Source organism: Streptomyces sp. NEAU-sy36 (assembly GCF_013423905.1).
Taxonomy (GTDB): Bacteria; Actinomycetota; Actinomycetes; order Streptomycetales; family Streptomycetaceae; genus Streptomyces; species Streptomyces misionensis.
In genome coordinates this window covers 7,497,479-7,523,142 of record NZ_CP058977.1, presented here as the reverse complement: position 1 = coordinate 7,523,142, position 25,664 = coordinate 7,497,479, and the positions used below count along the sequence as shown (strand labels likewise).

Genomic DNA, 25,664 nt, shown 5'->3' with positions numbered 1-25,664 from the left:
GCGATTGTCAGTGGTGTGGTGCACGGTTGGTGGCAGATCCGAACCGGCCGAGCTGGAGGGGGCCTCAGCCATGTCAGCCATGCCTGCGTCTGCGCAACCGAAGACCGCCGCACCGCGGCCGAGCGAGGGTGCGACCGCCCTGCGACCGCACGCGGAGCAAGCCTTCGCCGGTGAACTCGCCGCGCTCGCCGCGCAGGACGACCGGCCGCGCCCGGCCCGCTGGAGACTGTCGCCGTGGGCGGTGGCCACGTACCTGCTCGGCGGCACGCTGCCGGACGGCACCGTGATCACGCCGAAGTACGTGGGCCCGCGCCGGATCGTCGAGGTCGCCGTCACCACCCTCGCCACCGACCGCGCCCTGCTCCTGCTCGGCGTGCCCGGCACCGCCAAGACCTGGGTCTCGGAGCATCTGGCCGCCGCCGTCAGCGGTGACTCGACGCTGCTGGTCCAGGGCACCGCGGGCACCCCCGAGGAGGCGATCCGCTACGGCTGGAACTACGCGCGGCTGCTCGCCCACGGCCCGAGCCGCGACGCCCTCGTGCCGAGCCCCGTCATGCGCGCCATGGCCGAGGGCATGACCGCCCGGGTCGAGGAGCTGACCCGCATCCCGGCGGACGTGCAGGACACGCTGATCACGATCCTCTCCGAGAAGACCCTGCCGATACCGGAGCTGGGCGAGGAGGTCCAGGCGGTCCGCGGCTTCAACCTCATCGCCACCGCCAACGACCGCGACCGCGGTGTCAACGACCTCTCCAGCGCGCTGCGCCGCCGCTTCAACACCGTGGTGCTGCCGCTGCCGGAGAGCGCCGAGGCCGAGGTCGACATCGTCACGCGCCGCGTCGAGCAGCTCGGTCGCTCGCTCGACCTGCCGGCCGCGCCCGACGGGATGGCGGAGATCCGGCGCGTCGTCACCGTCTTCCGCGAACTGCGCGACGGCATGACCGACGACGGCCGGACGAAGCTGAAGTCGCCCAGCGGCACGCTGTCCACGGCCGAGGCGATCTCCGTCGTCACCAACGGCCTCGCGCTCGCCGCCCACTTCGGCGACGGCGTGCTGCGCCCGGCCGACGTCGCGGCGGGCATCCTCGGCGCCGTCGTCCGCGATCCGGCGGCCGACCGGGTCGTCTGGCAGGAGTACCTGGAGACGGTCGTGCGCGAGCGCGAGGGCTGGACGGACTTCTACCGGGCGTGCCGGGAGGTGAGCGCGTGACCGGCCGGGGCGGCCCGCTGCTGCTCGGGGTGCGGCACCACGGGCCCGGCTCCGCCCGCGCGGTGCGCGCCGCCCTGGACGCCGCCCGGCCCGCGACCGTCCTGATCGAGGGGCCGCCCGAGGCCGACGCGCTGATCCCGCTGGCCGCCGACCCCGGACTGCGCCCGCCGGTCGCCCTGCTCGCCCATGCCGTGGACGAGCCCGGCCGTTCGGTGTTCTGGCCGTTCGCCGAGTTCAGCCCGGAGTGGGTGGCCGTCCGCTGGGCCCTGGAGCACGGCGTCCCGGCCCGCTTCATCGACCTGCCGGCCGCCCACACCCTCGCGTGGGGCGAGGAGACCGACCCGGACGAGGGGGCCGTCCAGGAGGAGGGGGCCGACCGTGGCGACGAGGACGGCGGCGGGACCGGCGGTGACGACCCGGTGCGCGTCGACCCGCTCGCCGTGCTCGCCGAGGCCGCCGGGTACGACGATCCCGAGCGCTGGTGGGAGGACGTCGTGGAGCACCGGGGGCCGGGCGGCCGGGACCCGTTCGCCCCGTTCGCGGTGCTCGCGGAGGCCATGGGCGCGCTGCGCGAGCGGTACGGCGCGGGCGGGCGCCCCCGGGACCTGGTGCGCGAGGCGCAGATGCGACTGCAACTACGGGCGGCGCGCCGGGAGTTCGGGGACGCGGTGGCCGTGGTGTGCGGGGCCTGGCACGTGCCGGCGCTCGGCGCGAAGACCACCGTCACCGCCGACCGGGCGCTCTTGAAGGGGCTGCCCAAGGTCAAGGCCGACCTGACCTGGGTGCCCTGGACGCACCGCAGACTGGCCCGGTCCAGCGGCTACGGCGCGGGCATCGAATCGCCGGGCTGGTACGGCCATCTCTTCCACGCCCCCGACCGGCCGGTGGAGCGGTGGCTGACCAGGGTGGCGCGCCTGCTGCGCGCGGAGGACCGGATCGTGTCCTCCGCGCACGTCATCGAGGCCGTACGGCTCGCGGAGACCCTCGCGGTGCTGCGCGGCCGTCCGCTGCCGGGGCTGGGGGAGACCACCGAGGCGGTGCGCGCGGTGATGTGCGACGGCTCGGACGTGCCGCTGGCGCTGGTGCACGACCGGCTGGTGGTCGGGGACGTCCTGGGCGAGGTGCCGGAGACCGCCCCCGCCGTGCCGCTGCAACGCGACCTGGCCCGGCAGCAGCGCGCGTTGCGGCTCAAGCCGGAGGCGCTGGAGCGCGATCTGGAGCTGGACCTGCGCAAGGACACCGACGCGGCGCGCAGCAGGCTGCTGCACCGGCTGCGGCTGCTCGGCATCGGCTGGGGGGAACCGGGCCCCGCGCGGGGGAGCACGGGCACCTTCCGGGAGACCTGGCGGCTGCGCTGGGAGCCGGAGCTGTCGGTGCGGGTCGCGGAGGCGGGGGTGTGGGGGACCACCGTGGCCGGGGCGGCGCGGGCCCGGGCCGAGGCGGACGCGGCCGCCGCGGGGACCCTCGCCGAGATCACCGCGCTCGCCGAGCGGTGCCTGCTCGCCGGGCTGTCGGACGCCCTGCCGGTGGTCATGCGGGCGCTCGCCGACCGGGCGGCCCTGGACACGGACGTCGGCCACCTCGCCCAGGCCCTGCCCGCGCTGGTCCGCTCCCTGCGCTACGGCGACGTACGCGGGACCGACACCCGCGCGCTGGCCGGCGTCGCGGCCGGCCTCGCCGAACGGGTCTTCGTCGGCCTCCCTCCCGCCTGCGCCGCGCTGGACGCCGACGCGGCCGAGGGGATGCGCGGACACGTGGACGCGGTGCACACGGCGGTGGGGCTGCTCGGGGAGAGCCTGACCGGCACGCCCGGCGCCGAGGGGGCCCAACCGGGGCCGGCGCACACCGTGGCCACCCCCGCGCAGGACGGCACGCCGGCGACCTCCGCCGACGGCCGCGCCGCGGACCCCCGCGCCCTCGGCGGGCTGCGGACGCGCTGGCGGGCCGTGCTGCGCGTCCTCGCGCTGCGGGACACCGTGCCAGGGGTCATCCGGGGGCGGGCCGTGCGGCTGCTGCTGGACGAGGGGGTGCTGGCGGCCGGTGAGGCGGCGCGGCTGATGGGGCTCGCGCTGTCGCCGGGGACGCCACCCGCCGACGCGGCCGCCTGGATCGAGGGCTTCGCGGGCGGCGGGGGCGGCCTGCTGCTGGTGCACGACGAGCGATTGCTCGGCCTGCTCGACGGCTGGCTGACCGGGGTGTCGGCGGAGGCCTTCACCGACGTGCTGCCACTGCTGCGGCGCACCTTCGCGGCGTACGAGCCGGGGGTGCGCAGAACCCTCGGCGAGCTGGTGCGGCGCGGACCGGGGGAGCGGGCGGGAGCGGCGGTCCGGGGGCTCACCGCACCCGGCTTCGCCGCCGAGTTGGACACCCGGCGCGCCGACGCCGTGCTGCCGGTGCTGCGCCTGCTGCTCGGCCCCGACCCGGACCCGGCCGCGAACCCGGCGCCGGACCCGGCCGCGGTATCGGCTCCGGGCCCGGACGACCGGTCCGGGACGACCACGTACGACAACGGACTCGCGGGGGTGGCCGGATGACGAACGCAACGGCGGAGATGGCGGCGACGGCGGCGACGGACCCGGACGACCCGGCGCGGGAGCGGCTGCGGCGCTGGCGGCTGGTGCTCGGCGGTGAGCAGGCCGCCGGCACCGGATGCGCGCTGTCCGGCCGGGACGCGGCGATGGACGCCACCCTGGCCGCCCTCTACGGCAAGGGCGACAAGGCGCAGTCGGGGCGGGAGCGCACGGCGGGGCTCGGCGCCTCGGCGCCGTCCGTGGCGCGCTGGCTCGGGGACATCCGCATCTACTTCCCCTCCTCCGTCGTCCAGGTCATGCAGCGCGACGCCATCGACCGGCTGGGGCTCGCCGCGCTGTTGCTGGAGCCGGAGATGCTGGAGGCCGTGGAGGCCGACGTGCACCTGGTCGGCACGCTGCTCTCGCTCAACAAGGCGATGCCGGAGACGACGAAGGAGACGGCGCGGGCGGTGGTGCGCAAGGTGGTGGACGACCTGGAGAAGCGGCTCGCCACCCGCACCCGGGCGACCCTGACGGGTGCCCTGGACCGCAGCGCGCGCGTCAGCCGGCCGCGCCACCACGACATCGACTGGAACCGCACCGTCGCGGCCAACCTCAAGCACTACCTGCCCGAGTACCGCACCGTCGTGCCGGAACGGCTGGTCGGCTACGGCCGCGCCGCGCGCTCGGTGAAGAAGGAGGTGATCCTCTGCATCGACCAGTCGGGCTCGATGGCGGCGTCCGTCGTCTACGCGTCCGTCTTCGGCGCGGTCCTCGCCTCCATGCGGTCGATCGGCACCCGGCTGGTCGTCTTCGACACGGCGGTGGCCGACCTCACCGACCAGCTCGACGACCCGGTGGACGTGCTCTTCGGCACCCAGCTGGGCGGCGGCACGGACATCAACCGGGCGCTCGCCTACTGCCAGTCGCGGATCAGCCGGCCCGCCGAGACCGTGGTGGTGCTGATCAGCGACCTCTACGAGGGCGGCATCCGCGACGAGATGCTCAAGCGCGTGGCGGCCATGAAGGCGTCCGGGGTGCAGTTCGTGACGCTGCTGGCGCTGTCCGACGAGGGGGCGCCCGCCTACGACCGGGACCACGCGGCGGCGCTGGCCGCGCTCGGCGCGCCGGCCTTCGCCTGCACACCCGACCTGTTCCCGGAGGTGATGGCGGCGGCGCTGGAGAAGCGCCCGCTGCCGATACCGGACACCGCCTGAGGGAGCCGGGGAGGACCGGGAACCCGGACGGCGTGCGGGGCGTCCGAGGGGGCATCGGGTAGCAGGCGCATCCGCTCACGCCCGGCCACCTCGCTCCGCGGGGCGGTCGCACCCGGTCGGCCGAATGCCGTCGGTCCGACCGGGCGGAGTCCCGCGGGTGGGGCGGGTGGTCCCCATTGGGGTGGGGATCAACCGTCCCGGCCCCGGTCCTGCCGGAGCCGTCCGGAGACCTCACCGGGTCAACCCCAGCCCGGTGAGGTCTCGTACCCGCCGGTAGGGCCGGAGGGACGCGGCACGGCGTGCCAGGGAACCCGGCATCATGTGACAGGTATCACCGCTCAGGTGTGACCCTCGATTTAGGGAGCCCCCGCAAGCGGCGATAACCTGCGAGACGGACATGCCGCGCGCTCGGACACCGTGTGCGCCCCCCTAGTGACAAGCGGACGTCACGTTGCCCTTCGCGGCACGCCCACGCATCCAACGAACCGCGAGATCACTGATAGGGACGGAAGCGCGTGGACCTGTTCGAGTACCAGGCGAGGGACCTCTTCGCCAAGCACGATGTACCGGTGCTGGCCGGTGAAGTCATCGACACGCCTGAGGCGGCGCGCGAGATCACCGAGCGTCTGGGCGGCAAGTCCGTCGTCAAGGCGCAGGTGAAGGTCGGTGGTCGCGGCAAGGCCGGTGGCGTCAAGCTGGCCGCCTCCGCGGACGAGGCCGTCGCCCGGGCGACGGACATCCTCGGCATGGACATCAAGGGCCACACGGTCCACAAGGTGATGATCGCCGAGACCGCCCCGGAGATCGTCGAGGAGTACTACGTCTCCTTCCTCCTCGACCGTGCCAACCGCACCTTCCTCTCCATCGCGTCCGTCGAGGGCGGCATGGAGATCGAGGAGGTGGCGGCCACCCGTCCGGAGGCCGTCGCCAAGACGCCGATCGACGCGATCGACGGTGTGACCCCGGAGAAGGCCCGCGAGATCGTCGAGGCCGCCAAGTTCCCGGCCGAGGTCGCCGACAAGGTGGCCGACGTGCTGGTGAAGCTGTGGGACACCTTCATCAAGGAGGACGCCCTCCTGGTCGAGGTCAACCCGCTGGCCAAGGTCGCCTCCGGCGACGTCATCGCCCTCGACGGCAAGGTCTCCCTGGACGACAACGCCGAGTTCCGTCACCCGGAGTTCGAGGAGCTGCACGACAAGGCCGCGGCCAACCCGCTGGAGGCCGCCGCCAAGGCGAAGAACCTCAACTACGTCAAGCTCGACGGCGAGGTCGGCATCATCGGCAACGGCGCCGGTCTCGTCATGAGCACCCTGGACGTCGTCGCGTACGCCGGTGAGAACCACGGTGGCGTCAAGCCCGCCAACTTCCTGGACATCGGCGGCGGCGCCTCCGCCCAGGTGATGGCGAACGGCCTGGAGATCATCCTGGGCGACCCGGACGTCAAGTCCGTCTTCGTGAACGTCTTCGGTGGCATCACCGCCTGCGACGAGGTCGCCAACGGCATCGTGCAGGCCCTGAAGCTCCTGGAGGACCGCGGCGAGAAGGTCGAGAAGCCGCTCGTCGTCCGCCTCGACGGCAACAACGCCGAGCTGGGCCGGAAGATCCTCACGGACGCCAACCACCCGCTGGTGCAGCGCGTCGACACCATGGACGGCGCGGCCGCGAAGGCCGCCGAGCTGGCCGCCGCCAAGTAAGCACGAGGACGAGGACACCGACACACCATGGCTATCTGGCTCAACAAGGACAGCAAGGTCATCGTCCAGGGCATGACCGGCGCCACCGGCATGAAGCACACCAAGCTCATGCTCGGTGACGGCACGAACGTCGTGGGCGGCGTGAACCCGCGCAAGGCGGGTCAGACCGTGGACTTCGACGGCACCGAGGTACCCGTCTTCGGCACCGTCAAGGAGGCCATCGAGAAGACCGGCGCCAACGTCTCCGTCATCTTCGTGCCGGAGAAGTTCACGAAGGACGCGGTCGTCGAGGCCATCGACGCCGAGATCCCGCTGGCCGTCGTGATCACCGAGGGCATCGCCGTGCACGACACGGCGTCCTTCTGGGCGTACGCCGGCAAGAAGGGCAACAAGACCCGGATCATCGGCCCGAACTGCCCCGGCATCATCACCCCGGGTCAGTCGAACGTCGGCATCATCCCGGGCGACATCACCAAGCCGGGCCGCATCGGTCTGGTGTCGAAGTCCGGCACGCTGACGTACCAGATGATGTACGAGCTGCGGGACATCGGCTTCTCGACCGCCGTCGGCATCGGTGGCGACCCGATCATCGGCACCACCCACATCGACGCGCTCGCGGCCTTCCAGGAGGACCCCGAGACCGAGCTGATCGTGATGATCGGTGAGATCGGTGGTGACGCCGAGGAGCGTGCCGCCGCGTTCATCAAGGAGAACGTGACCAAGCCGGTCGTCGGCTACGTCGCGGGCTTCACCGCGCCGGAAGGCAAGACCATGGGTCACGCCGGCGCCATCGTCTCCGGCTCCTCCGGCACCGCACAGGCCAAGAAGGAGGCCCTGGAGGCCGCGGGCGTCAAGGTCGGCAAGACCCCGACCGAGACCGCCAAGCTGGCCCGGGAGATCCTCTCCGCCTGAGCGGCTCGACCGACATCCGCAGGCCCGCCCCGTTCCCCGGGGCGGGCCTGCGGGCGTTTTCGGCGGGGCCGCGCAGAGCGGGGCTCACCGGGGTGTCGGCTCGACCCGGTCCGGTCCCGCGGCCGAGTCCTGGCGGAGCTTGTCGCGCAGCAGCTGCTCGGCGCGGGACAACGGGCCCATCGGGGCCGGCCGGGGAACGCCCTGGACGGCCCGGGCGGGGGCGATGGGGGGCTCGTAGTGGGTCGGGGCGGTCCGCAGCGTGAGCGTCGTCGCGCCGATGATCGTCACGGTGAAGGCGATGGCGGCGCGGGTCCAGAAGACGTTGCGGCGTTCGCCGACCGTGCGCACCGTCGGGGGACGGGAGGCGCGCAGCCGCTCCCGGGAGGCGAGTTCGGTGAGCCGGCGGTGCAGCAGAGCGGTGTCGGCCAGTTCGGGGACGTGCGCGGCCACGGCCTCCCGCGCATGGGTCAGCCGGTTCGCCGCCGCCGGGGTGCTGGCCTCCGTCTCCGCCGCCGTCTCCGGCAGGTCGAGGCCCACACCGTCGTACAGCACCAGTGTGCGCCGGTAGGACGGCGGCAGTCTCAGCAGCGCGTGCAGCAGCTCCCGGTCGGCCGGATCGGCGGGCGGCGGCTCGGGGTGCCGGTGGCGCGGCCGGAACCGGTGCCAGGGCGAGAGCGCGCAGTCGTACGCCACCGCCCGCACCCAGCCGGCCGGATCCCGGTCCCGCGCCACCTCGGGCCAGCGCTGCCACGCCTGCTGGAAGGCGTGCTCCACCGCCTCGCGGGCCAGCTCGCGGCGCCCGCAGAGCAGATAGGTCTGGCGTACGAGGGCCGGGGCGCAGAAGGCGTAGAGCGCGTCGAAGGCCTGAGCGGGCGTCAGCGGTTCGGGGCCGGGATCCGGGTCCCCGTCCGGTGCGCCGGGACTCGTCCTTCCGGGGTCGTCCCGGGGGTCCGTCGGCCGGGCGAACGAGGCGAGGAGTTCGGTGTACGCCCGCCCCTCGGCGCCGGTCGGGTCCCGGCGGCCGGACTCCCACGCGCGCACCGTGGCACGGCCCACGCCGAGGCGTGCGGCGAGCTGAGCGTGCGTCATGGTGCGGGACCGGCGCAGGCGTCGGCGTTCCTTGGGCGGTGGCAGCGGGCTGGCGGAGATCTGCGTGGTCACCGTGCACCCTTTCGTACGATAAGTGACATAAACATATATTGAGCGACACTTCGGTGGTTCACCTGTTACGCCGGGAAAGCGCGTGTCGTTGGGAGCATGGCGACGTGACCCAGATGACCGATCGCCGACCGTCGCTCACCCCGCTGTCCACCCGGCTGCGCGACCGTCCGCCCGGCCTGTCCGCCAGCCTGCTGAACGGCGTGGTCGCGGCCGGGCTCGGCCTCGGCGCGCTCACCGTGCTCGTGCTGGGCCTGTGGATCAGCTCGCCCTACCCCGACAGCGGTCCGGGCGGCGCGCTGCACATCGCCGCCGCGCTCTGGCTGCTCGCGCACGGCGTCGAACTGGTCCGCACCGGCACCGTCTCGGGCGCCCAACTTCCCGTTGGTGTAACCCCGTTGCTCCTCCTCGCACTGCCGGTGTGGCTGCTGTACCGGGCCGGGCGGTACGCCACGGACGCCTCCGCCGACCCCGACGGACCACCGCCCGTGCCGGCGCGCACGGCATGGCTGGGCGTGGTCATCGGCTACCTCGGCGTCGGCGCCGCCGCCACCGTCTACTGCTCCGGCGGCGAACTGCGCCCCTCCTGGGGCGGGGTGACGGTGTGGTTGCCGCTGGTCGCGGTGGCCGGGGCCGGAGCCGGGGTCTGGTCGGCGCACGGATACCCGCCCCAGCCGTTGCTGCGGGCCCGCAAGGTGCTGCCGGGGCCCGTGCGGCGCGCGGTGTCCGGCACGGACGCGCGGGCGCGGCTGGGCACGGCCGCACGGGCCGCCGCGGCGGCGACGGCCGTGCTGACCGGGGGCGGGGCGCTGCTCGTGGCCGCCTCGATGGTGTGGCACGGAGCCGCGGCGCGGGCCTCCTTCCTGGAGCTGACGGACGGTTGGACGGGACGGTTCGCGGTGCTGCTGCTCGGCATGGCGCTGGTCCCCAACGCCTCCGTGTGGGCCGCGTCCTACGCCCTCGGCCCCGGGTTCGTCCTCGGCGCCGGGCACCCGGTGCACCCGCTGGCCTCCGACCCGGCCCCGCTGCTGCCGCCGTTCCCGCTGCTCGCGGCGGTCCCGGACGCCGGCCCCGGGACGCGGCTGAACTGGGCGGCCGGGCTGCTGCCGGCGGTGGCCGCGATGGTGGCGGGGTGGTTCGTGGCCCGGGCGGCGGTACGCGGGCCGCGCCGCTGGCGGACGGGACGCACCGCCGGGGTGGCGCTGCTGACGGCGGCGGTCTGCGCCCTGCTGCTGACCCTGCTCGCCGCGCTGGCGGGCGGCCCGATGGGCGTCGCCGCGCTGTCCCGGTTCGGCCCGCCGTGGTGGCTGACCGGACCCGCGGCCGGCGCGTGGACCGCGCTGTTCGGGCTGCCGACGGCCCTGGTCGTCCGGGCGTGGCGGCTGTGGCGGGGGCGGGCGGGAACCGCCCCGGCCGGGGCGACGCCGCCGAGACCCCCGGCCGGCGCCCCGGAGGCGAGGCCGAAGAGCCGGACCGGGGCCGGAACCGGCCCGAGGGCCCGGCGCGAGGACACCCCGGTCACCCCGCCGAAGCCGGTCCGGGACCCGACCCTCGCCGCGGAGGAGGGGTACGACATCCTGCCCGCCGAACCCTTCGTCCCGGGACTGCGCGACGACCTGGACCGCGCCCTGCGCCAGGCGGCCACGCCCGATCCTGCCGAGAACCCGGCGGACGACGCTTCCCGAAAGGACGAGGCTCCCCGAAAGGACGAGAACCGCCAGGCCGGAACCGGCGAAACCGCCGGAACCCCCGAAGGGGCCGCAACGCTCCGAGAGACCGGGAATCCCCGAGAGGCCGGAACCGGCGAAGACGCCGCAACTCCCCGGCCGGACAAGGCCCCTTGACGGGACGGTCGCCCGGCGGGGCGGGGGCGGGCCCTGGGCGCTCGGGCTACTCGTTCCCCGCGCTCAGCATGCCGCGCAGCTGCTGCGGCAGCAGGGTCTGGCAGGACTGCTTGGCCTCGTGGGTGAGGGCGTCGTCGACACAGGTGAAGTAGTCGCGGTAGACGAACTGGACCGTGAACGTGGAGGCGACCAGGACCAGGGCGAGGGCCGCCGTGACCAGGCCGCCGACGGCCGCCGTCGTCTGCGGTCGTCCTGCGGGCGCGGGCGCGGGCGCGGGCCTGGGCTGGTCCGGGGCCGGGGTGCGCGGCTTGGCGCGCAGCGAGCTGACACCCCAGTACAGGGCCAGCGCGCCCAGCAGCAGCGCCACGTACGGCCAGCCGAACAGCACGAAGAAGACGGCCCACATGCCGGACAGCAGCGCGTAGCGCGCCCGGCGCTGGACCGGGTCCGTGGGGTCCCAGCGCATGCCCGCGCCGGGGCCGCCGCCCGGACCGCCCTGCCCGCCCGGTCCACCGGGACCCTGCGGGCCGGAGCCGGGACGCTCGCCGAAGCCGCCGGGCGCACGCCCCGGCTGGCGGTCGCTCCACTGGCTGCCCCACGGGGAGCCGCCCCGCTGCCCGCCGGGCCCGCCCTGACCCGCGCCGGGCCCGCCCTGTCCGCCGGGATGCCGGGGCTGCCACGGCCGGTCCGGGGCACCCTCCGGCGGCGGCGCGAACGGGTTGTCGTCCTGCCGTCCGCCGCCACCCCGCGGGCCCTGGTCCCGGCCCTCGCCGGAGTCGCCCCCGGTGTTCCCCGCCCCGCCCCGCGGGGCGTCCGGCGGGGTCGACGGCCGCTCGCGCAGCAGCACGCCGGCGCGCGCTCCCCCCGGGGCCGAGTCTGGCGGGAACGTGAGGAGTCGCAGGCTGCGGACGGGCATCAAAAGAGCGTCTTCCCCTAGATCAACACGGCTGGTCGTCGTGAGCTTCCACCTCGTCAACGCGCCGCATGTCGACCGCGTTCCCGAGGCTGCCCCTCGCGATTCCCTGCGAACGCTACCTCCCGGCCACGCACCCGTCCCGTGGGGGCCGTCCGCGGTGCCGGTATCGTTGCTGGCGGTCGGCCGGTTCGTAGACTTCCCCGTATCCCGGGGCGCGAAGCATTCGTACGACTGCACAAACCGCCGACGGCACAGATCGTTTCTTGAGAAAGGGCCCCACCGTGGCCGCCAACCCCGTGGCCAAGCGCCTCGTCGTGCTGGTCTCCGGATCCGGCACCAATCTGCAGGCGCTCCTGGACGAGATCGAGCGCACCGGCGCGCAGGCGTACGGCGCGCGGATCGTCGCCGTAGGGGCGGACCGCGACGGCATCGAGGGGCTCGCCCGCGCCGAGCGGGCCGGGCTGCCGACCTTCGTGTGCCGGGTCAAGGACCACGCGAGCCGCGAGGAGTGGGACGCCGCCCTGGCCGCGGCCGTGGCGGCGTACGAGCCCGACCTCGTGATCTCGGCCGGGTTCATGAAGATCGTGGGCAAGGAGTTCCTCGCGCGCTTCGGCGGGCGGTTCGTCAACACCCACCCGGCCCTGCTGCCCAGTTTTCCCGGCGCCCACGGCGTCCGTGACGCGCTCGCGTACGGCGCCAGGGTCACCGGCTGCACCGTCCACTTCGTCGACGACGGCGTCGACACCGGGCCGATCATCGCGCAGGGCGTGGTGGAGATCCGGGACGAGGACGACGAGAGCGCGCTGCACGAGCGCATCAAGGAAGTCGAGCGAAGGCTGCTCGTCGAGGTCGTGGGGCGGCTCGCCCGCAACGGCTATCGCATTGAGGGACGAAAGGTAGTTATCCAGTGACCGCCGAGAGCAACAAGCGGCCCCTTCGCCGGGCGCTCGTCAGCGTCTACGACAAGACCGGCCTGGAAGAGCTGGCACGCGGGCTGCACGAGGCCGGTGTCGAGCTGGTGTCGACCGGGTCCACCGCCTCCCGCATCGCCGCCGCCGGCGTCCCCGTCACCAAGGTCGAGGAGCTGACCGGCTTCCCCGAGTGCCTGGACGGCCGGGTGAAGACCCTGCACCCCAAGGTGCACGCGGGCATCCTCGCCGACCTGCGGCTGGACAGCCACCGCGCGCAGCTCGACGAGCTGGGCGTGGCGCCGTTCGACCTGGTCGTCGTGAACCTCTACCCGTTCCGCGAGACCGTCGCCTCCGGGGCCTCGGCCGACGAGTGCGTGGAGCAGATCGACATCGGCGGCCCCTCGATGGTCCGCGCCGCGGCCAAGAACCACCCCTCGGTCGCCGTGGTCACCAGCCCCGAGCGGTACGCCGACGTGCTGGAGGCCGCCAAGGACGGCGGCTTCGACCTGGCCGCCCGCAAGCGGCTGGCCGCCGAGGCCTTCCGCCACACCGCCGCCTACGACGTGGCCGTCGCCTCCTGGTTCGCCGCCGACTACGCCCCCGCGGACGACTCGGGCTTCCCGGACTTCACCGGCGCCGTCCACGAGCGCAAGAACACCCTGCGCTACGGCGAGAACCCGCACCAGGGCGCCGCGCTGTACGTGGACGGCACGGGTGGCCTGGCCGAGGCGGAGCAGCTGCACGGCAAGGAGATGTCGTACAACAACTACACGGACACGGACGCCGCCCGCCGTGCCGCGTACGACCACGCCGAGCCCTGTGTCGCGATCATCAAGCACGCCAACCCCTGCGGCATCGCGATCGGCGCGGACGTCGCCGAGGCGCACCGCAAGGCGCACGCCTGCGACCCGGTCTCCGCGTACGGCGGCGTGATCGCGGTCAACCGTCCGGTGAGCCGGGAGATGGCCGAGCAGGTCGCGGACATCTTCACCGAGGTCATCGTGGCGCCGGACTACGAGGAGGGGGCCCTGGAGGCCCTCACCAAGAAGAAGAACATCCGGGTGCTGAAGGCCCCCGGCGCGCCCGCGGGCGAGGTCGAGGCCAAGCAGATCGACGGCGGCCTGCTGGTCCAGGTCACCGACCGGCTCCAGGCCGACGGCGACGACCCCGCCAACTGGACGCTGGCCAGCGGCGAGGCGCTGTCCGCCGACGAGCTGAAGGAGCTGGCGTTCGCCTGGAAGGCGTGCCGCGCCGTGAAGTCCAACGCGATCCTGCTCGCCAAGGACGGCGCCTCGGTCGGCGTCGGCATGGGCCAGGTCAACCGCGTCGACTCCTGCAAGCTGGCGGTCGAGCGGGCCGGTGAGGAGCGCGCCCGCGGCTCCTTCGCCGCCTCCGACGCCTTCTTCCCCTTCCCCGACGGCCCGGAGATCCTGATCGAGGCCGGCGTCCGCGCGATCGTCCAGCCCGGCGGTTCCATCCGCGACGAGCAGGTCGTGGAGGCCGCCAAGAAGGCGGGCGTGACCATGTACTTCACGGGCACGCGCCACTTCTTCCACTGAGCCGCGACGGTCCCCGGTCTCCTCCTGCGAGGGGGCCGGGGACCGTCCGTGGAGCCGGGGATCAGGGCGGCGGCGCGACGGACAGCGCGGCGCCGGCCGTGTTCACCGTTCCCCCATGTGAACGAGCGAGGCGTCCGGGCACGGTTCCCGGTGCCGCTCGCGGTCGAAGGGGGCGACGCACCGGGGCCGTGCCCCCCCCGGAAGGATGGGACACGGCCCCGGAATGCCGAGTGGCGCGAGGCGTTCCGCCGCGCCGGGGTGGCTCAGTAGCGGGCGCGGTTGAACCAGGCCTTGCCGTCGGCGCCGCCGACGAAGCAGGCGATCAGGATGCCGAGCACGATGTGGAAGATGCCGACGATCACGACGAACGGGTAGATGCCCAGGACCGCGGTCACGATGCCGAAGACCAGCGTGGTGACCCGCAGACCGTTGCCGCCGGTGGAGAACTTCACGGCCAGGACGGCCGCCCACACCAGCCAGGCGAGCGCGAGCACCACGAAGGCCCACATCACGCCCACCGGGTAATCGGACAGCCCCGGCAGGGAGTTGTCGCTCTTGGCCTTGTTGATGGCCACGGCGGAGAAGGCGAACAGCGCCACGCCGATGACCTGGAGGGCGACGATCACCCACAGCATCACGCGGGCCGCGTTGACCTTGCCCGGCATGGTGGTCATCGGGGCGGCGGCGCCGTACGGCTGCTGGACCGGCGGCGCGGCGGGGTAGCCGTAGCCGGGCTGCTGGGGCTGGCCCTGCGGAGCGCCGTAGGGGTTGTTCGGGTCGCCGTAGCTCATGGTCGGTGTTCCTCCGTTGCTTTTCCGAGTGCGGGGACGAGGCGCGGCACTGCACGGAGGAGAGTTTCTACAGATGCGGTCCGTCCCCCCGATGAGCTGCCCGCTGCACTGTGGTGTTCATCGTTCTTGACCGGATAGTGACTTGTCCAGCCGTAATCTGCGGGTGTTGTGCAAGTGCAACATCCGTGATCACAACGGCGTGGACCCGGACCCGGATTGGAACCCCGGGGCGGTCATCCGGGAGGATGGGGGTATGACCGCCCAGATTCTCGATGGCAAGGCCACCGCAGCCGCGATCAAGTCCGATCTGACCGCCCGCGTGGCGGCGCTGAGGGAGAAGGGAGTCACGCCCGGACTCGGCACCATCCTGGTCGGGGAGGACCCCGGCAGCCGCAAGTACGTCGCGGGCAAGCACCGCGACTGCGCCCAGGTGGGCATCGCCTCCATCCAGCGGGAGCTGCCGGCCACGGCCACCCAGGAGGAGATCGAGGCGGTCGTCCGCGAGCTGAACGAGGACCCGTCCTGCACCGGCTACATCGTCCAGCTGCCGCTGCCCAAGGGCATCGACGAGAACCGCATCCTGGAGCTGATGGACCCGGCCAAGGACGCGGACGGCCTGCACCCGATGAACCTGGGCCGCCTGGTGCTCAACGAGCCCGCCCCGCTGCCCTGCACCCCCAACGGCATCCTCACCCTGCTGCGCCGCCACGGCGTGGAGATCAAGGGCGCGGAGGTCGTGGTCGTCGGCCGGGGCGTCACCATCGGGCGTCCGATGCCGCTGCTGCTCACCCGCCGCAGCGAGAACGCCACCGTGACCCAGTGCCACACCGGCACCCGCGATCTGTCCGCCCACCTCAAGCGGGCCGACATCGTCATCGCGGCGGCCGGCTCCCCGCACCTGATCCGCGCCGAGGACGTCAAGCCGGGCGCGGCCGTCCTCGACGTCGGCGTCTCCCGCAACGCCGAGGGCAAGATCGTCGGCGACGTCCACCCGGACGTGGCCGAGGTGGCGGGCTGGATCTCCCCGAACCCCGGTGGTGTCGGTCCGATGACCCGGGCCCAGCTGCTGGTCAACGTGGTCGAGGCGGCGGAGCGCAGTGCCGGCTGACGACACCCGCCGCGGTGACGCGACCGCGACCGCGAGCGAGGCGACCGTGAACGACGACAGCGTGGAGCGCGCGAGCGCGGACGGCGACGGCCTGCCGGAGGAGACGGTCCGCGACGCGATCAGCGCCCCCGACGCACAGGGGCGCCCGCGCCGGGTCACCCGCCGCTTCCCGCTGTTCACCAGGGACACCGCACGGCCCGAGGGCGGTGGCCGGGCCGCGTCCGGTGCCGCCCCGGCGCCCGCGCGGCAGTGGCCGCTGCTGGTGGTGCTGGGCACGGTGGCGCTCGGCCTGCTGGTGACCGCGCTCGACGCGTTCCGCGTCGGCATCCTGCTGATCGGCGTGGGGCTGCTGGCCGGCGCGGTGCTGCGCTGGATGCTGCCCGGGGTCGGCATGCTCGCCGTCCGCTCCCGGTTCACCGACATCAGCACCTACGGCGTCCTCGGCCTGGTGATCGTCCTGCTGGCGCTGATGGCCCAGCCGCAACCCTGGCTGGAGATCCCGTTCCTGAAGGACACGCTGCACTCCACGGTGACCAGGTAAGGCCACCGCAACGGCGGTTCGCCCCCTCCCCCGAGCCGGGACGAACCGCCGCCCGAGACACCCTCGCCCGCGCCGAACGGCCTGATCAACGGCTGTCTTCGCGCTGTGGCACGGAAGTGACCGTTCCGCTACGGTGACCGCGCGCTGCCTCTCCGTGCCCTCGCGGTGCCGATGTGTGGACAGTTCGGGATACGTGACAAAGTGGGGATGAGGGGGGAAGTCGATGCCTCGTTGGAACACCCTGCCGAAAGAACTCGACCCGGAGATCAAGGAGTTCGTCAACCAGCTGCGCTGGCTGGTGGACCTCGGCGGTCTGCACGTCGCGGACCTCGCCGACCGCACCGGCTACGGCCGGTCGTCCTGGGAGAGTTACCTCGCCGGTGAACTCCTCGCGCCCAAGGGGGCGGCCGTCGCGCTCGCCGAGGCCGCCGGGGCCAGTCCGGCCCCGATCGTCACCATGTGGGAGCTGGCCGAACGCGCCTGGCGGCGGACGGAAGCCGGGCTCGACCACACGGCACAGGCGCTGCGCGTCTTCGCGGCGTCCGGTGACTCCGGCGCGCCGTCCACCCGCGCGTCCAAGGGAGTCGCCGCCCTCGACGGCCCGCGGGGCACCTCCCCGGGAATCCCGGCCCAGCCGACGGCCGCGGAGGCCGACGCCCGCGACTCCTCGGCCGGGCGCCGGGGTTCGTCACGAACCGCGGCGCGGTCCGGCGGATGGCCGCAGGTGACCGGAACATGGGACGGCGGACGCGCGGAGGGGCCCGGAACGCAGAGCGGCGGGTGGCCGAAGATCCCCGCGCAGGCTCCGCGCGGCCCGATCACCGCAAGCCCCACGAGTCCGGCCGGCCCTGTCGGCACGACGGCTCCCCTGAACCCCGTCGGCCCTCCGCCCCCTCCCGGGGCCCACGGCCCGCACACGCCGCCCGGCCGGCCGAACCCCCAGGGCCCGGACGCCGGATCGCCCTCCGGGACGTCGCGCGCCGCCGGGTACCGGCAGCCGGCGCTGATGTTCCTCGCCGGGTTCGTCACCGTGCTGCTCGTGATCCTCGGGGTCTTCCACTTCACCGGGAAGCACGGCGCCGGGCACGCCAAGGCCGCCGCGCGTCCGGCGCCGACCATCAGCGCCAAGGAGAGCCTGCCGCCCGGGGTCCGGTGCGCCGGTTCCGACTGCGTGGGCAAGGACGCCGAGACCATGGGGTGCAGCGGCGACCAGGTGGCCACCGCCCAGACCGTGTCGCTCGGCGCCACCACCCTGGAGGTCCGCTACAGCAAGGTCTGCGGCACGGCGTGGGGCCGCATCACGAACGCCGTGCCCGGCGACAAGGTCGAGGTCACCGGGGTCAAGGGCACGGCCCGGCAGACCGGGGAGATCACCGCCGTCGGCGAGACCATCGCGTACACCCCGATGATCGCCGTACGCGACCCGGCCGAGGCGAAGGCGTGCGCCGCCCTCGCCTCCGGCCGCACGGCCTGCACGAAGTGACGGCCCGGCACATCCGCGGGAGCCGAACGGATGAATTTCCCTCCGGTGCGCATGCCCGGCCCGATCCTGGGCACGCGCTCGGATACCCCCCCACGGGAGACCGGTGCGCCGGTACCCCCCGGCGGCCGTCTCCGTCCCCCCTCTCCGGACGGGCGGCCGCCTTTTCGTACCTCCCTCTGTGGGGTGAGCCACAGGGCCCGGCACGTCTCGCATGCCGGATGCGCGATAGCCTGACCGGTGGATCTCTCTTGATACCAAGAGATCGATCATCCGCCCGGGGCAGGGACGCCCCACCGCCAGCTGTCATACGGAGAACGCCATGACCCGCACTCCCGTGAACGTCACCGTCACCGGCGCGGCCGGCCAGATCGGTTACGCCCTGCTCTTCCGCATCGCCTCCGGCCAGCTGCTGGGTGCGGACGTTCCGGTCCGCCTGCGCCTCCTGGAGATCACCCCGGCCCTCAAGGCCGCCGAGGGCACGGCCATGGAGCTGGACGACTGCGCCTTCCCGCTGCTCCAGGGCATCGACATCACCGACGACCCGAACGTCGCCTTCGACGGCGCCAACGTCGCCCTGCTGGTCGGCGCCCGCCCGCGCACCAAGGGCATGGAGCGCGGTGACCTGCTGGAGGCCAACGGCGGCATCTTCAAGCCGCAGGGCAAGGCCATCAACGACCACGCCGCGGACGACATCAAGGTCCTGGTCGTCGGCAACCCGGCCAACACCAACGCGCTGATCGCGCAGGCGGCGGCGCCGGACGTACCGGCCGAGCGGTTCACCGCGATGACCCGTCTGGACCACAACCGGGCGCTGACGCAGCTGGCGAAGAAGACGGGCACCTCGGTCGCCGACATCAAGCGGCTCACCATCTGGGGCAACCACTCCGCCACCCAGTACCCGGACATCTTCCACGCGACGGTCGCCGGCAAGAACGCCGCCGAGGTCGTGAACGACGAGAAGTGGCTGGCCGAGGACTTCATCCCGACCGTCGCCAAGCGCGGCGCCGCGATCATCGAGGCCCGTGGCGCGTCGTCGGCCGCCTCCGCCGCCAACGCCGCGATCGACCACGTGTACACCTGGGTCAACGGCACCGCGGAGGGCGACTGGACCTCCATGGGCATCCCGTCGGACGGCTCCTACGGCGTCCCGGAGGGCCTGATCTCCTCCTTCCCGGTCACCACCAAGGACGGCAAGTACGAGATCGTCCAGGGCCTGGACATCAACGAGTTCTCCCGTGCGCGCATCGACGCGTCGGTGAAGGAGCTGTCGGAGGAGCGCGAGGCGGTCCGCGCCCTCGGCCTCATCTGACGGCAGTCCGTCCCGGGTTCTTCCCCCGTGGGCCCCGCTCCGGTTCCTCCGGAGCGGGGCCCACGCGCGTTCCGGCGAGGACGCCTTCCGGGGGCCGCCGCCGTCGCCACCGGCTGTACCGGGGCCATGGACCGAACGCAGCGCCCCCGATACCCGTTTCTGTCTGTTTTCCACCGCCTTTTTAGTGACGCCGCGCACTTTCGGTCACCGATTCCGCATGCAAACCAAAAGCCATGGGCAGGCGGCCACGGTCTTTGACCCCGGTCACCGGGTGACGCAGGGATGCGAAACGGTAACGGAAGGCAACACCGATCATGGCGGACAGAACGGCACGACAGGCCCACGAGACCATCCACGCGGGCGGCGAATGGCTGGCGGCGATCTCCGGCGCGACCCGGGAGATCCTCGACCCGGCGGACGCCCGGCCGTTCGCGGTGGTCGCGGAGGGTGACGAGAAGGACGCCGAGCGCGCCGTGGCCGCGGCCCGGCAGGCGTTCGACGAGGGGCCCTGGCCCCGCACCCCCGTCGGTGAACGCGCCGCCCTGCTGCGCCGCGTCGCCGACCTCCTCGTACGCGACCGCGAAGCCCTCGGCCGGCTGGAGGCCCAGGACGCGGGCAAGACGGTGGAGGAGGGCCGCGTCGACATCGACTGTGTCGCCGACGCCTTCCGCTACTTCGCCGACCTGGTGGCCGCCGAGGCCCCCGGCCGGGTCGTGGACGCGGGGTCGCCCGACGTCCACAGCGTGGTCGTGCACGAGCCGGTCGGCGTCTGCGCCCTGATCACCCCCTGGAACTACCCGCTGCTGCAGGCCAGTTGGAAGATCGCCCCGGCGCTCGCGGCCGGCAACACCTTCGTGATCAAGCCCAGCGAGATCACCCCGATGACCACCGTGGCGCTGATCGAGCTGCTGGCCGAGGCCGGGCTCCCCGCGGGCGTCGCCAACATCGTCACCGGCCCCGGCCACTCCGTCGGCGCCCGGCTCGCCGAGCACCCCGGCGTCGACCTGGTCTCCTTCACCGGCGGACTGGTCAGCGGCACCAAGGTCGCCCAGGCCGCCGCCCCCACCGTGAAGAAGGTCGCCCTCGAACTCGGCGGCAAGAACCCCAACGTGGTCTTCGCCGACGCCTGCGCCACCGAGGAGGGCTTCGACACCGCCGTGGACCAGGCCCTCAACGCGGCCTTCATCCACAGCGGCCAGGTCTGCTCGGCCGGCGGCCGGCTCATCGTCGAGGAGTCGGTGCGCGAGCGCTTCGTCGCCGAACTCGCCCGCCGCGCCCAGCGGATCAGGATCGGCCGCGGCACCGAGGCCGGTGTCGAGGTCGGCCCCCTCGTCTCCGAGCAGCAGCGCGCCAAGACCGAGGCGTACGTCGCCTCCGCGCTCGCCGAGGGCGCGGTACTGCGCTGCGGCGGCAAGCGGCCCGAACCCGCCCCCGAGCGGCCCGCGTCGGGCTACTTCTACGAGCCGACCGTCCTGGACGCCTGCCACCGGGAGATGAAGGTCGTCCGGGAGGAGGTCTTCGGACCCGTGCTCACCGTCGAGACCTTCACCACCGAGGACGAGGCCGTCCGCCTCGCCAACGACACCGAGTACGGCCTCGCCGGCGCCGTCTGGACCACCGACCCGGGCAAGGCCCGGCGCGTCGCGGCCCGGCTGCGCCACGGCACCGTCTGGATCAACGACTTCCACCCCTACCTGCCGCAGGCGGAGTGGGGCGGCTTCGGCAAGAGCGGCACCGGCCGCGAGCTGGGCCCCGCCGGACTCGCCGAGTACCGGGAGACCAAGCACGTCTACCAGAACCTCGCACCCGCACCGGTGCGCTGGTTCGCCGGCTGAGCCCGACCCGACCTTCCTCTCACACCCCCTGGAGTAGCACCCCCATGCCCGAAACCCCCCACGTCTACGACTACGTCGTCATCGGCGGCGGCACGGCGGGCTCCGTCATCGCCTCCCGCCTCACCGAGGACCCCGACGTCACCGTCGCCGTCATCGAGGGCGGCCCCAGCGACATCGACCGCGAGGACGTCCTGACCCTGCGCCGCTGGCTGGGCCTGCTCGGCGGCGACCTGGACTACGAGTACACCACCGTCGAGCAGCCAAACGGCAATTCGCACATCCTGCACAGCCGCGCCAAGGTGCTCGGCGGCTGCTCCTCGCACAACACCCTGATCTCCTTCAAGCCGCTGCCCTCCGACTGGGACGAGTGGGAGGAGGCCGGCGCCAAGGGCTGGGGCGCGGTGCCGATGGAGGCGTACTTCGCCCGGCTGCGCAACAACATCGTGCGCGTCGCCGAGAAGGACCAGAACCCCATCGCCAAGGACTGGATCGACGCGACGAAGACCGCGATCGGCGTCCCCGAGGTGATCGGCTTCAACGACAAGCCGTTCCACGAGGGGGTCGGCTTCCTCGACCTCGCCTACCACCCGGAGAACAACAAGCGCTCCTCCGCCTCCGTCGCCTACCTGCACCCGCACATGGAGGCCGGCGACCGCCCCAACCTCACGCTGCTGCTGGAGACCTGGGCGTACAAGCTGGAGCTGGACGGCAAGCGCGCCACCGGCGTCCACGTGCGCTCCAAGGACGGCGAGGAGCGGCTGATCAGCGCCCGCCAGGAGGTCGTGGTCTGCGCCGGCGCCGTCGACACCCCCCGGCTGCTGCTGCTGTCCGGCATCGGCCCGAAGCAGGACCTCGAAGCGCTGGGCATCCCCGTCGCGCACGACCTGCCGGGCGTCGGCGAGAACCTCCAGGACCACCCCGAGTCGGTGATCGTGTGGGAGACGAACCGGCCGCTGCCGGAGAACTCCGCGATGGACTCCGACGCCGCGCTGTTCGTGCGCCGGGACGAGTCGCTGGACGCCCCCGACCTGATGTTCCACTTCTACCAGATCCCCTTCACCGACAACCCGGAGCGCCTCGGCTACGAACGCCCCGAGCACGGCGTGTCGATGACCCCGAACATCCCCAAGTCCCGCGCCCGCGGCCGCCTCTACCTCACGAGCGCGGACCCGGCTGAGAAGCCCGCCCTCGACTTCCGCTACTTCACCGACGAGGACGGGTACGACGCCCAGACCCTGGTCGACGGCGTGAAGATCGCCCGTGAGATAGCCAGGACCGAGCCGTTCGCCGGCTGGCTGAAGCGGGAGGTCTTCCCCGGCCCCGACGTCACCGAAGACGAGCAGCTCAGCGAGCTGCTGCGCAAGGCGCACCACACCGTCTACCACCCGGCCGGCACCTGCCGGATGGGTGCCGTCGACGACGAACTCGCCGTCGTCGACCCCGAGTTGAAGATCCGCGGCCTCGACGGCATCCGCATTGCCGACGCGTCCGTCTTCCCGACCCTGTTCGCCGTCAACCCGATGATCGGGGTGTTGATGGTCGGGGAGAAGGCCGTCGACCTGATCGGAGGCGATCGCCGATGAGCACCACCGTCCCCACCCGCAAGCCGCCCACCACCGACGCGCCGGTCTTTTCGGTCTCCCACCTGTGGAAGGTCTTCGGCGCCAAGCCCGAGCGCGTCCCGGCCGACCCCGAACTCGCCGCCCTCGAACCGGCCGACCTGCGCGCCCGCACCGGCTGCACGGCGGCCGTCCGCGACGTGTCGTTCGACGTCCGCAAGGGCGAGGTCTTCGTGGTCATGGGCCTGTCCGGCTCCGGCAAGTCCACCCTCGTGCGCTGCCTGACCCGGCTGATCGAGCCGACCTCGGGCACCATCGCCATCGACGGCGAGGACGTGACCGCCATGGACAAGGCCCGGCTGCGCGAACTGCGCCGCCACCGCGCGGCGATGGTCTTCCAGCACTTCGGCCTGCTCCCGCACCGCACGGTCCTCGACAACGTGGCCTACGGCCTGGAGATCCAGGGCGTCGGCAAGTCCGAGCGCCGCGAGCGCGCCACCGAGATCGTCGCCAAGGTCGGCCTCGCGGGCATGGAACACCGCCGCCCCGGCCAGCTGTCCGGCGGCCAGCGCCAGCGCGTGGGCCTCGCCCGCGCCCTCGCCGTGGACCCCGAAGTCCTCCTGTTCGACGAGCCGTTCAGCGCCCTCGACCCGCTCATCCGGCGCGACATGCAGGACGAGGTGACCCGCCTGCACCGCGAGGAGGGCCGCACCATGGTCTTCATCACCCACGACCTCAGCGAGGCCCTCAAGCTCGGCGACCGCATCGCCCTGATGCGCGACGGCCGGATCGTCCAGCTCGGCACCCCCGAGGAGATCGTCGGCTCCCCGGCCGACGACTACGTCCGCGAGTTCGTCCGGGACGTGCCGCGCGAGCAGGTCGTGACCTGCCGCACGGCCATGCGCCCGGCGACCTCCGAGGAGACCACCGAGGGCCCGGCGCTCGCCCCGGAGACCACCGTCTCCGAGGCCATCGAGGCCGTCGCGCGCACCGGCACCCCCGCCCGCGTCATGGACCAGGGCCGCTGCCTGGGCGTGGTCGACCACGAACAGCTCCTGGACGTGGTGGCCGGCGTGGCCGCCACCCTGGCCGCCCCCGCCGCTCCCGCGCGACCGCGCGCGGGCACACCCCGCGCGCACGGGCACGCCAGGAAGCCGGCCACCCCGGAGGCCGTGTGATGGCTGTCCTCACCGTCCCAGCCCTGCGCACCAAGGCCCCCGCGGTGCTGCGCAACAGAGCCGTCGGCAAGCTCCTGCTGCTCGCCCTCGTCACGGCCGTGCTCCTGCCGGTGCTGCACGGCCGCGCCTGGCCGCACCACCTCACGGTCAGCCTGACCAAGCCGCTGACCGACGCCAGCAACTGGATCATCGACAACCGCGACACCCACCCCCTCTTCCTCTACTTCTTCGGCTACGTCAGCGAGGCGGTCGTCCTCTCCGTCCGCGCCGTCTACGTCACCCTGCTGGCCATCGGCTGGCCGGGCGTCACCGTGCTCGGCGCCCTCGTCGCCTGGCGGGTCGCCGGTCCGCGCCTCGCCACCGGCACCGCCGTCGCCTTCCTGGCCTGCGGCGTGCTCGGCATGTGGGAGCCGACCATGCAGACCCTCGCGCTGATGGTCGTCGCGGTCCTCGCCTCCGTGCTCGTGGGCGTGGTGCTCGGCCTGGCCGGCGGCCTCTCCGAGCGCCTCGACCGCGCCCTGCGCCCGGTCCTGGACACGATGCAGGTCCTCCCGGCCTTCGCCTACCTCCTCCCCGTCGTCCTGGTCTTCGGCATCGGCGTCCCCGCGGCCGTCCTCGCCACCGTCGTCTACGCCGCCCCGCCCATGGCCCGCCTCACCGCGCTGGGCCTGCGCGGCGCCGACCCCGAAGTCCTGGAGGCCGTGGAGTCGCTCGGCGCGACCCGCCGCCAGCGGCTGCTGACCGCCCGTATCCCGCTGGCCCGCAAGGAACTCCTGCTGGGCCTCAACCAGACGATCATGATGGCGCTGTCCATGGCCGTGATCGCCTCCGTCATCGGCGCCGGCGGCCTCGGCGACCGCGTCTACCAGGCGCTGTCCACGGTCGACGTGGGCCAGGCCCTGGCCGCGGGCATCCCGATCGTGCTGCTCGCGGTTGTCCTGGACCGGGTGACCGGCGCGGCCGGTGCCGCGGGCGGGAAGGGTCCCCGGACCATCGGCTGGGCGTACGCCCTCGCCGTCACCGTGGTCGCCGCACTCGCCGCCCGGCTGCTCGGCGCCCTCGACTGGCCGAACGGCTGGAGCCTGGACATCGCCCAGCCGGTCAACCACGCCGTCGACTGGATGACCTCCCACCTCTACTCCGGGGTCCCGGTCGTCGGCGGCACCGCGGACTGGGCCGGCCACTTCACCACCTGGGTGCTCGACCCGATCCGCGACGGCCTGCAATGGCTGCCCTGGTGGTCGGTGCTGCTGATCGTCGCCGCGCTGGCCTGGCTGATCGGCACCTGGCGCACCGCGCTGACCGCCGTGCTCGCCATGGCCGCGATCGGTGTGCTCGGCGTGTGGGAGCCGTCCCTCGACACCCTCTCCCAGGTGCTGGCCGCCGTCGCCGTCACCCTGGTCCTCGGCATCGCCACCGGCATCGCCGCGGCCCGCAGCGACCGCGTCGAACGCGCGCTGCGCCCGGTGCTCGACGTCTTCCAGACGATGCCGCAGTTCGTGTACCTGATCCCGGTCGTCGCCCTGTTCGGCGTCGGCCGCGCCCCCGCCGTCGCCGCGGCCGTCGTCTACGCGCTGCCCGCCGTCGTGCGGATCACCGCGCAGGGGCTGCGCCAGGTCGACCCGGCCGCGCTGGAGTCGGCGCGCTCGCTCGGCGCGACCGGGCGGCAGCAGCTGTGGCAGGTGCAGTTGCCGCTCGCCCGCCGCGCGCTGCTGCTCGCCGTCAACCAGGGCGTCGTCCTGGTCCTGGCCGTCGTCATCATCGGCGGTCTGGTCGGCGGCGGCGCCCTCGGCTACAACGTCGCCTTCGGCCTCGCCCAGGGCGACCTGGCGACCGGTCTGGTGGCCGGTGCCGCCATCGTCTGCCTGGGGCTGATGCTGGACCGGGTGACCCAGCCCACCGACCGCCGCGCGGGGAAGGGAGCCTGAG

At 73.4% G+C, this 25,664-nt stretch carries 19 protein-coding genes; 16 read left to right on the top strand and 3 right to left on the bottom strand.

Annotated features, from left to right (window positions below; genetic code table 11):
- The first annotated feature begins 79 nt into the window (after positions 1 to 79).
- The 5 genes from HZZ00_RS32890 (at position 80) to sucD (ending at position 7,543) form a co-directional block, all read left to right on the top strand.
- The gene (locus HZZ00_RS32890; protein WP_180329778.1) at positions 80 to 1,210 is read left to right on the top strand and encodes an AAA family ATPase; all 1,131 of its coding nucleotides are present in this window, start codon (positions 80 to 82) and stop codon (positions 1,208 to 1,210) included.
- Complete coding sequence (locus HZZ00_RS32885; protein ID WP_374028573.1) at positions 1,168 to 3,744, top strand: DUF5682 family protein; 2,577 nt, start codon at positions 1,168 to 1,170, stop codon at positions 3,742 to 3,744. The genes HZZ00_RS32890 and HZZ00_RS32885 overlap by 43 nt, the downstream gene beginning before the upstream one ends.
- Positions 3,741 to 4,937, top strand: a complete 1,197-nt coding sequence (locus HZZ00_RS32880) for a VWA domain-containing protein (RefSeq protein WP_374028497.1) — start codon at positions 3,741 to 3,743, stop codon at positions 4,935 to 4,937. The genes HZZ00_RS32885 and HZZ00_RS32880 overlap by 4 nt, the downstream gene beginning before the upstream one ends.
- A 515-nt stretch (positions 4,938 to 5,452) precedes the next feature.
- Positions 5,453 to 6,631, top strand: a complete 1,179-nt coding sequence (sucC, locus tag HZZ00_RS32875) for an ADP-forming succinate--CoA ligase subunit beta (RefSeq protein ID WP_070026243.1) — start codon at positions 5,453 to 5,455, stop codon at positions 6,629 to 6,631.
- Between the two features lie 27 nt (positions 6,632 to 6,658).
- The gene (gene sucD / locus HZZ00_RS32870; RefSeq protein WP_070026242.1) at positions 6,659 to 7,543 is read left to right on the top strand and encodes a succinate--CoA ligase subunit alpha; all 885 of its coding nucleotides are present in this window, start codon (positions 6,659 to 6,661) and stop codon (positions 7,541 to 7,543) included.
- An 84-nt stretch (positions 7,544 to 7,627) separates the two neighbouring features.
- On the opposite strand, the gene HZZ00_RS32865 is transcribed toward sucD, so the two are convergent.
- On the bottom strand, positions 7,628 to 8,704 hold the full coding sequence (locus HZZ00_RS32865) for a sigma factor-like helix-turn-helix DNA-binding protein (protein ID WP_180329777.1): 1,077 nt from the start codon (positions 8,702 to 8,704) through the stop codon (positions 7,628 to 7,630).
- 113 nt (positions 8,705 to 8,817) lie between these two features.
- Here HZZ00_RS32865 and HZZ00_RS32860 point away from each other — a divergent pair, with 113 nt between their 5' ends.
- Complete coding sequence (locus tag HZZ00_RS32860) at positions 8,818 to 10,545, top strand: DUF6350 family protein (RefSeq protein ID WP_257586030.1); 1,728 nt, start codon at positions 8,818 to 8,820, stop codon at positions 10,543 to 10,545.
- Positions 10,546 to 10,591: 46 nt separating this feature from the next.
- Here the strand turns inward: HZZ00_RS32860 and HZZ00_RS32855 are convergent, their stop codons facing one another.
- On the bottom strand, positions 10,592 to 11,461 hold the full coding sequence (locus HZZ00_RS32855; RefSeq protein WP_180329776.1) for a hypothetical protein: 870 nt from the start codon (positions 11,459 to 11,461) through the stop codon (positions 10,592 to 10,594).
- A 281-nt stretch (positions 11,462 to 11,742) separates the two neighbouring features.
- Here HZZ00_RS32855 and purN point away from each other — a divergent pair, with 281 nt between their 5' ends.
- Positions 11,743 to 12,372 carry a phosphoribosylglycinamide formyltransferase gene (gene purN, locus HZZ00_RS32850; protein WP_070026239.1) on the top strand — a complete coding sequence of 210 codons (630 nt, stop codon included), beginning with the start codon at positions 11,743 to 11,745 and terminating at the stop codon, positions 12,370 to 12,372.
- Entirely contained in the window at positions 12,369 to 13,931 is a 1,563-nt protein-coding gene (gene purH, locus HZZ00_RS32845; RefSeq protein WP_180329775.1) for a bifunctional phosphoribosylaminoimidazolecarboxamide formyltransferase/IMP cyclohydrolase, read from the top strand. The genes purN and purH overlap by 4 nt, the downstream gene beginning before the upstream one ends.
- 263 nt (positions 13,932 to 14,194) lie before the next feature.
- On the opposite strand, the gene HZZ00_RS32840 is transcribed toward purH, so the two are convergent.
- Positions 14,195 to 14,722, bottom strand: coding sequence for a hypothetical protein (locus tag HZZ00_RS32840; RefSeq protein ID WP_180329774.1), 528 nt, complete (start codon positions 14,720 to 14,722; stop codon positions 14,195 to 14,197).
- A 253-nt stretch (positions 14,723 to 14,975) separates the two neighbouring features.
- Here HZZ00_RS32840 and HZZ00_RS32835 point away from each other — a divergent pair, with 253 nt between their 5' ends.
- From HZZ00_RS32835 to HZZ00_RS32800, 8 genes are all read left to right on the top strand, one after another.
- Positions 14,976 to 15,830 (top strand): bifunctional methylenetetrahydrofolate dehydrogenase/methenyltetrahydrofolate cyclohydrolase, encoded by an 855-nt coding sequence (locus HZZ00_RS32835; RefSeq protein WP_180329773.1) that lies wholly within the window; start codon positions 14,976 to 14,978, stop codon positions 15,828 to 15,830.
- Between the two features lie 46 nt (positions 15,831 to 15,876).
- Positions 15,877 to 16,371, top strand: coding sequence for a DUF3017 domain-containing protein (locus HZZ00_RS32830; protein ID WP_374028572.1), 495 nt, complete (start codon positions 15,877 to 15,879; stop codon positions 16,369 to 16,371).
- A gap of 223 nt (positions 16,372 to 16,594) precedes the next feature.
- Entirely contained in the window at positions 16,595 to 17,854 is a 1,260-nt protein-coding gene (locus HZZ00_RS32825) for a DUF2690 domain-containing protein (protein WP_180329771.1), read from the top strand.
- Positions 17,855 to 18,173: 319 nt separating this feature from the next.
- Complete coding sequence (locus tag HZZ00_RS32820; RefSeq protein WP_070026234.1) at positions 18,174 to 19,163, top strand: malate dehydrogenase; 990 nt, start codon at positions 18,174 to 18,176, stop codon at positions 19,161 to 19,163.
- Positions 19,164 to 19,477: 314 nt separating this feature from the next.
- On the top strand, positions 19,478 to 20,998 hold the full coding sequence (locus HZZ00_RS32815; RefSeq protein ID WP_180329770.1) for an aldehyde dehydrogenase family protein: 1,521 nt from the start codon (positions 19,478 to 19,480) through the stop codon (positions 20,996 to 20,998).
- A 44-nt stretch (positions 20,999 to 21,042) separates the two neighbouring features.
- The gene (locus HZZ00_RS32810; protein WP_180329769.1) at positions 21,043 to 22,581 is read left to right on the top strand and encodes a GMC family oxidoreductase; all 1,539 of its coding nucleotides are present in this window, start codon (positions 21,043 to 21,045) and stop codon (positions 22,579 to 22,581) included.
- A complete protein-coding gene (locus HZZ00_RS32805; protein ID WP_180329768.1) occupies positions 22,578 to 23,735 on the top strand; it encodes a glycine betaine/L-proline ABC transporter ATP-binding protein in 1,158 nt (385 codons plus the stop codon). Before HZZ00_RS32810 ends, HZZ00_RS32805 begins: the two co-directional genes overlap by 4 nt.
- The gene (locus tag HZZ00_RS32800; protein WP_180329767.1) at positions 23,735 to 25,663 is read left to right on the top strand and encodes a proline/glycine betaine ABC transporter permease; all 1,929 of its coding nucleotides are present in this window, start codon (positions 23,735 to 23,737) and stop codon (positions 25,661 to 25,663) included. The genes HZZ00_RS32805 and HZZ00_RS32800 overlap by 1 nt, the downstream gene beginning before the upstream one ends.
- Position 25,664: the final 1 nt, after the last annotated feature.

What these genes read in the sequence shown, in the direction of transcription:
- HZZ00_RS32860 (WP_257586030.1), top strand. Translation starts at nt 8,818, where the DNA reads ATGACCGATCGCCGACCGTCGCTCACCCCGCTGTCCACCCGGCTGCGC.
- HZZ00_RS32820 (WP_070026234.1), top strand. Translation starts at nt 18,174, where the DNA reads ATGACCCGCACTCCCGTGAACGTCACCGTCACCGGCGCGGCCGGCCAG.
- HZZ00_RS32805 (WP_180329768.1), top strand. Translation starts at nt 22,578, where the DNA reads ATGAGCACCACCGTCCCCACCCGCAAGCCGCCCACCACCGACGCGCCG.
- HZZ00_RS32815 (WP_180329770.1), top strand. Translation starts at nt 19,478, where the DNA reads ATGGCGGACAGAACGGCACGACAGGCCCACGAGACCATCCACGCGGGC.
- HZZ00_RS32840 (WP_180329774.1), bottom strand. Translation starts at nt 14,722, where the DNA reads ATGAGCTACGGCGACCCGAACAACCCCTACGGCGCTCCGCAGGGCCAG.
- HZZ00_RS32880 (WP_374028497.1), top strand. Translation starts at nt 3,741, where the DNA reads ATGACGAACGCAACGGCGGAGATGGCGGCGACGGCGGCGACGGACCCG.
- HZZ00_RS32890 (WP_180329778.1), top strand. Translation starts at nt 80, where the DNA reads ATGCCTGCGTCTGCGCAACCGAAGACCGCCGCACCGCGGCCGAGCGAG.
- HZZ00_RS32855 (WP_180329776.1), bottom strand. Translation starts at nt 11,461, where the DNA reads ATGCCCGTCCGCAGCCTGCGACTCCTCACGTTCCCGCCAGACTCGGCC.
- HZZ00_RS32810 (WP_180329769.1), top strand. Translation starts at nt 21,043, where the DNA reads ATGCCCGAAACCCCCCACGTCTACGACTACGTCGTCATCGGCGGCGGC.
- HZZ00_RS32835 (WP_180329773.1), top strand. Translation starts at nt 14,976, where the DNA reads ATGACCGCCCAGATTCTCGATGGCAAGGCCACCGCAGCCGCGATCAAG.
- HZZ00_RS32800 (WP_180329767.1), top strand. Translation starts at nt 23,735, where the DNA reads ATGGCTGTCCTCACCGTCCCAGCCCTGCGCACCAAGGCCCCCGCGGTG.
- HZZ00_RS32825 (WP_180329771.1), top strand. Translation starts at nt 16,595, where the DNA reads ATGCCTCGTTGGAACACCCTGCCGAAAGAACTCGACCCGGAGATCAAG.
- sucD (WP_070026242.1), top strand. Translation starts at nt 6,659, where the DNA reads ATGGCTATCTGGCTCAACAAGGACAGCAAGGTCATCGTCCAGGGCATG.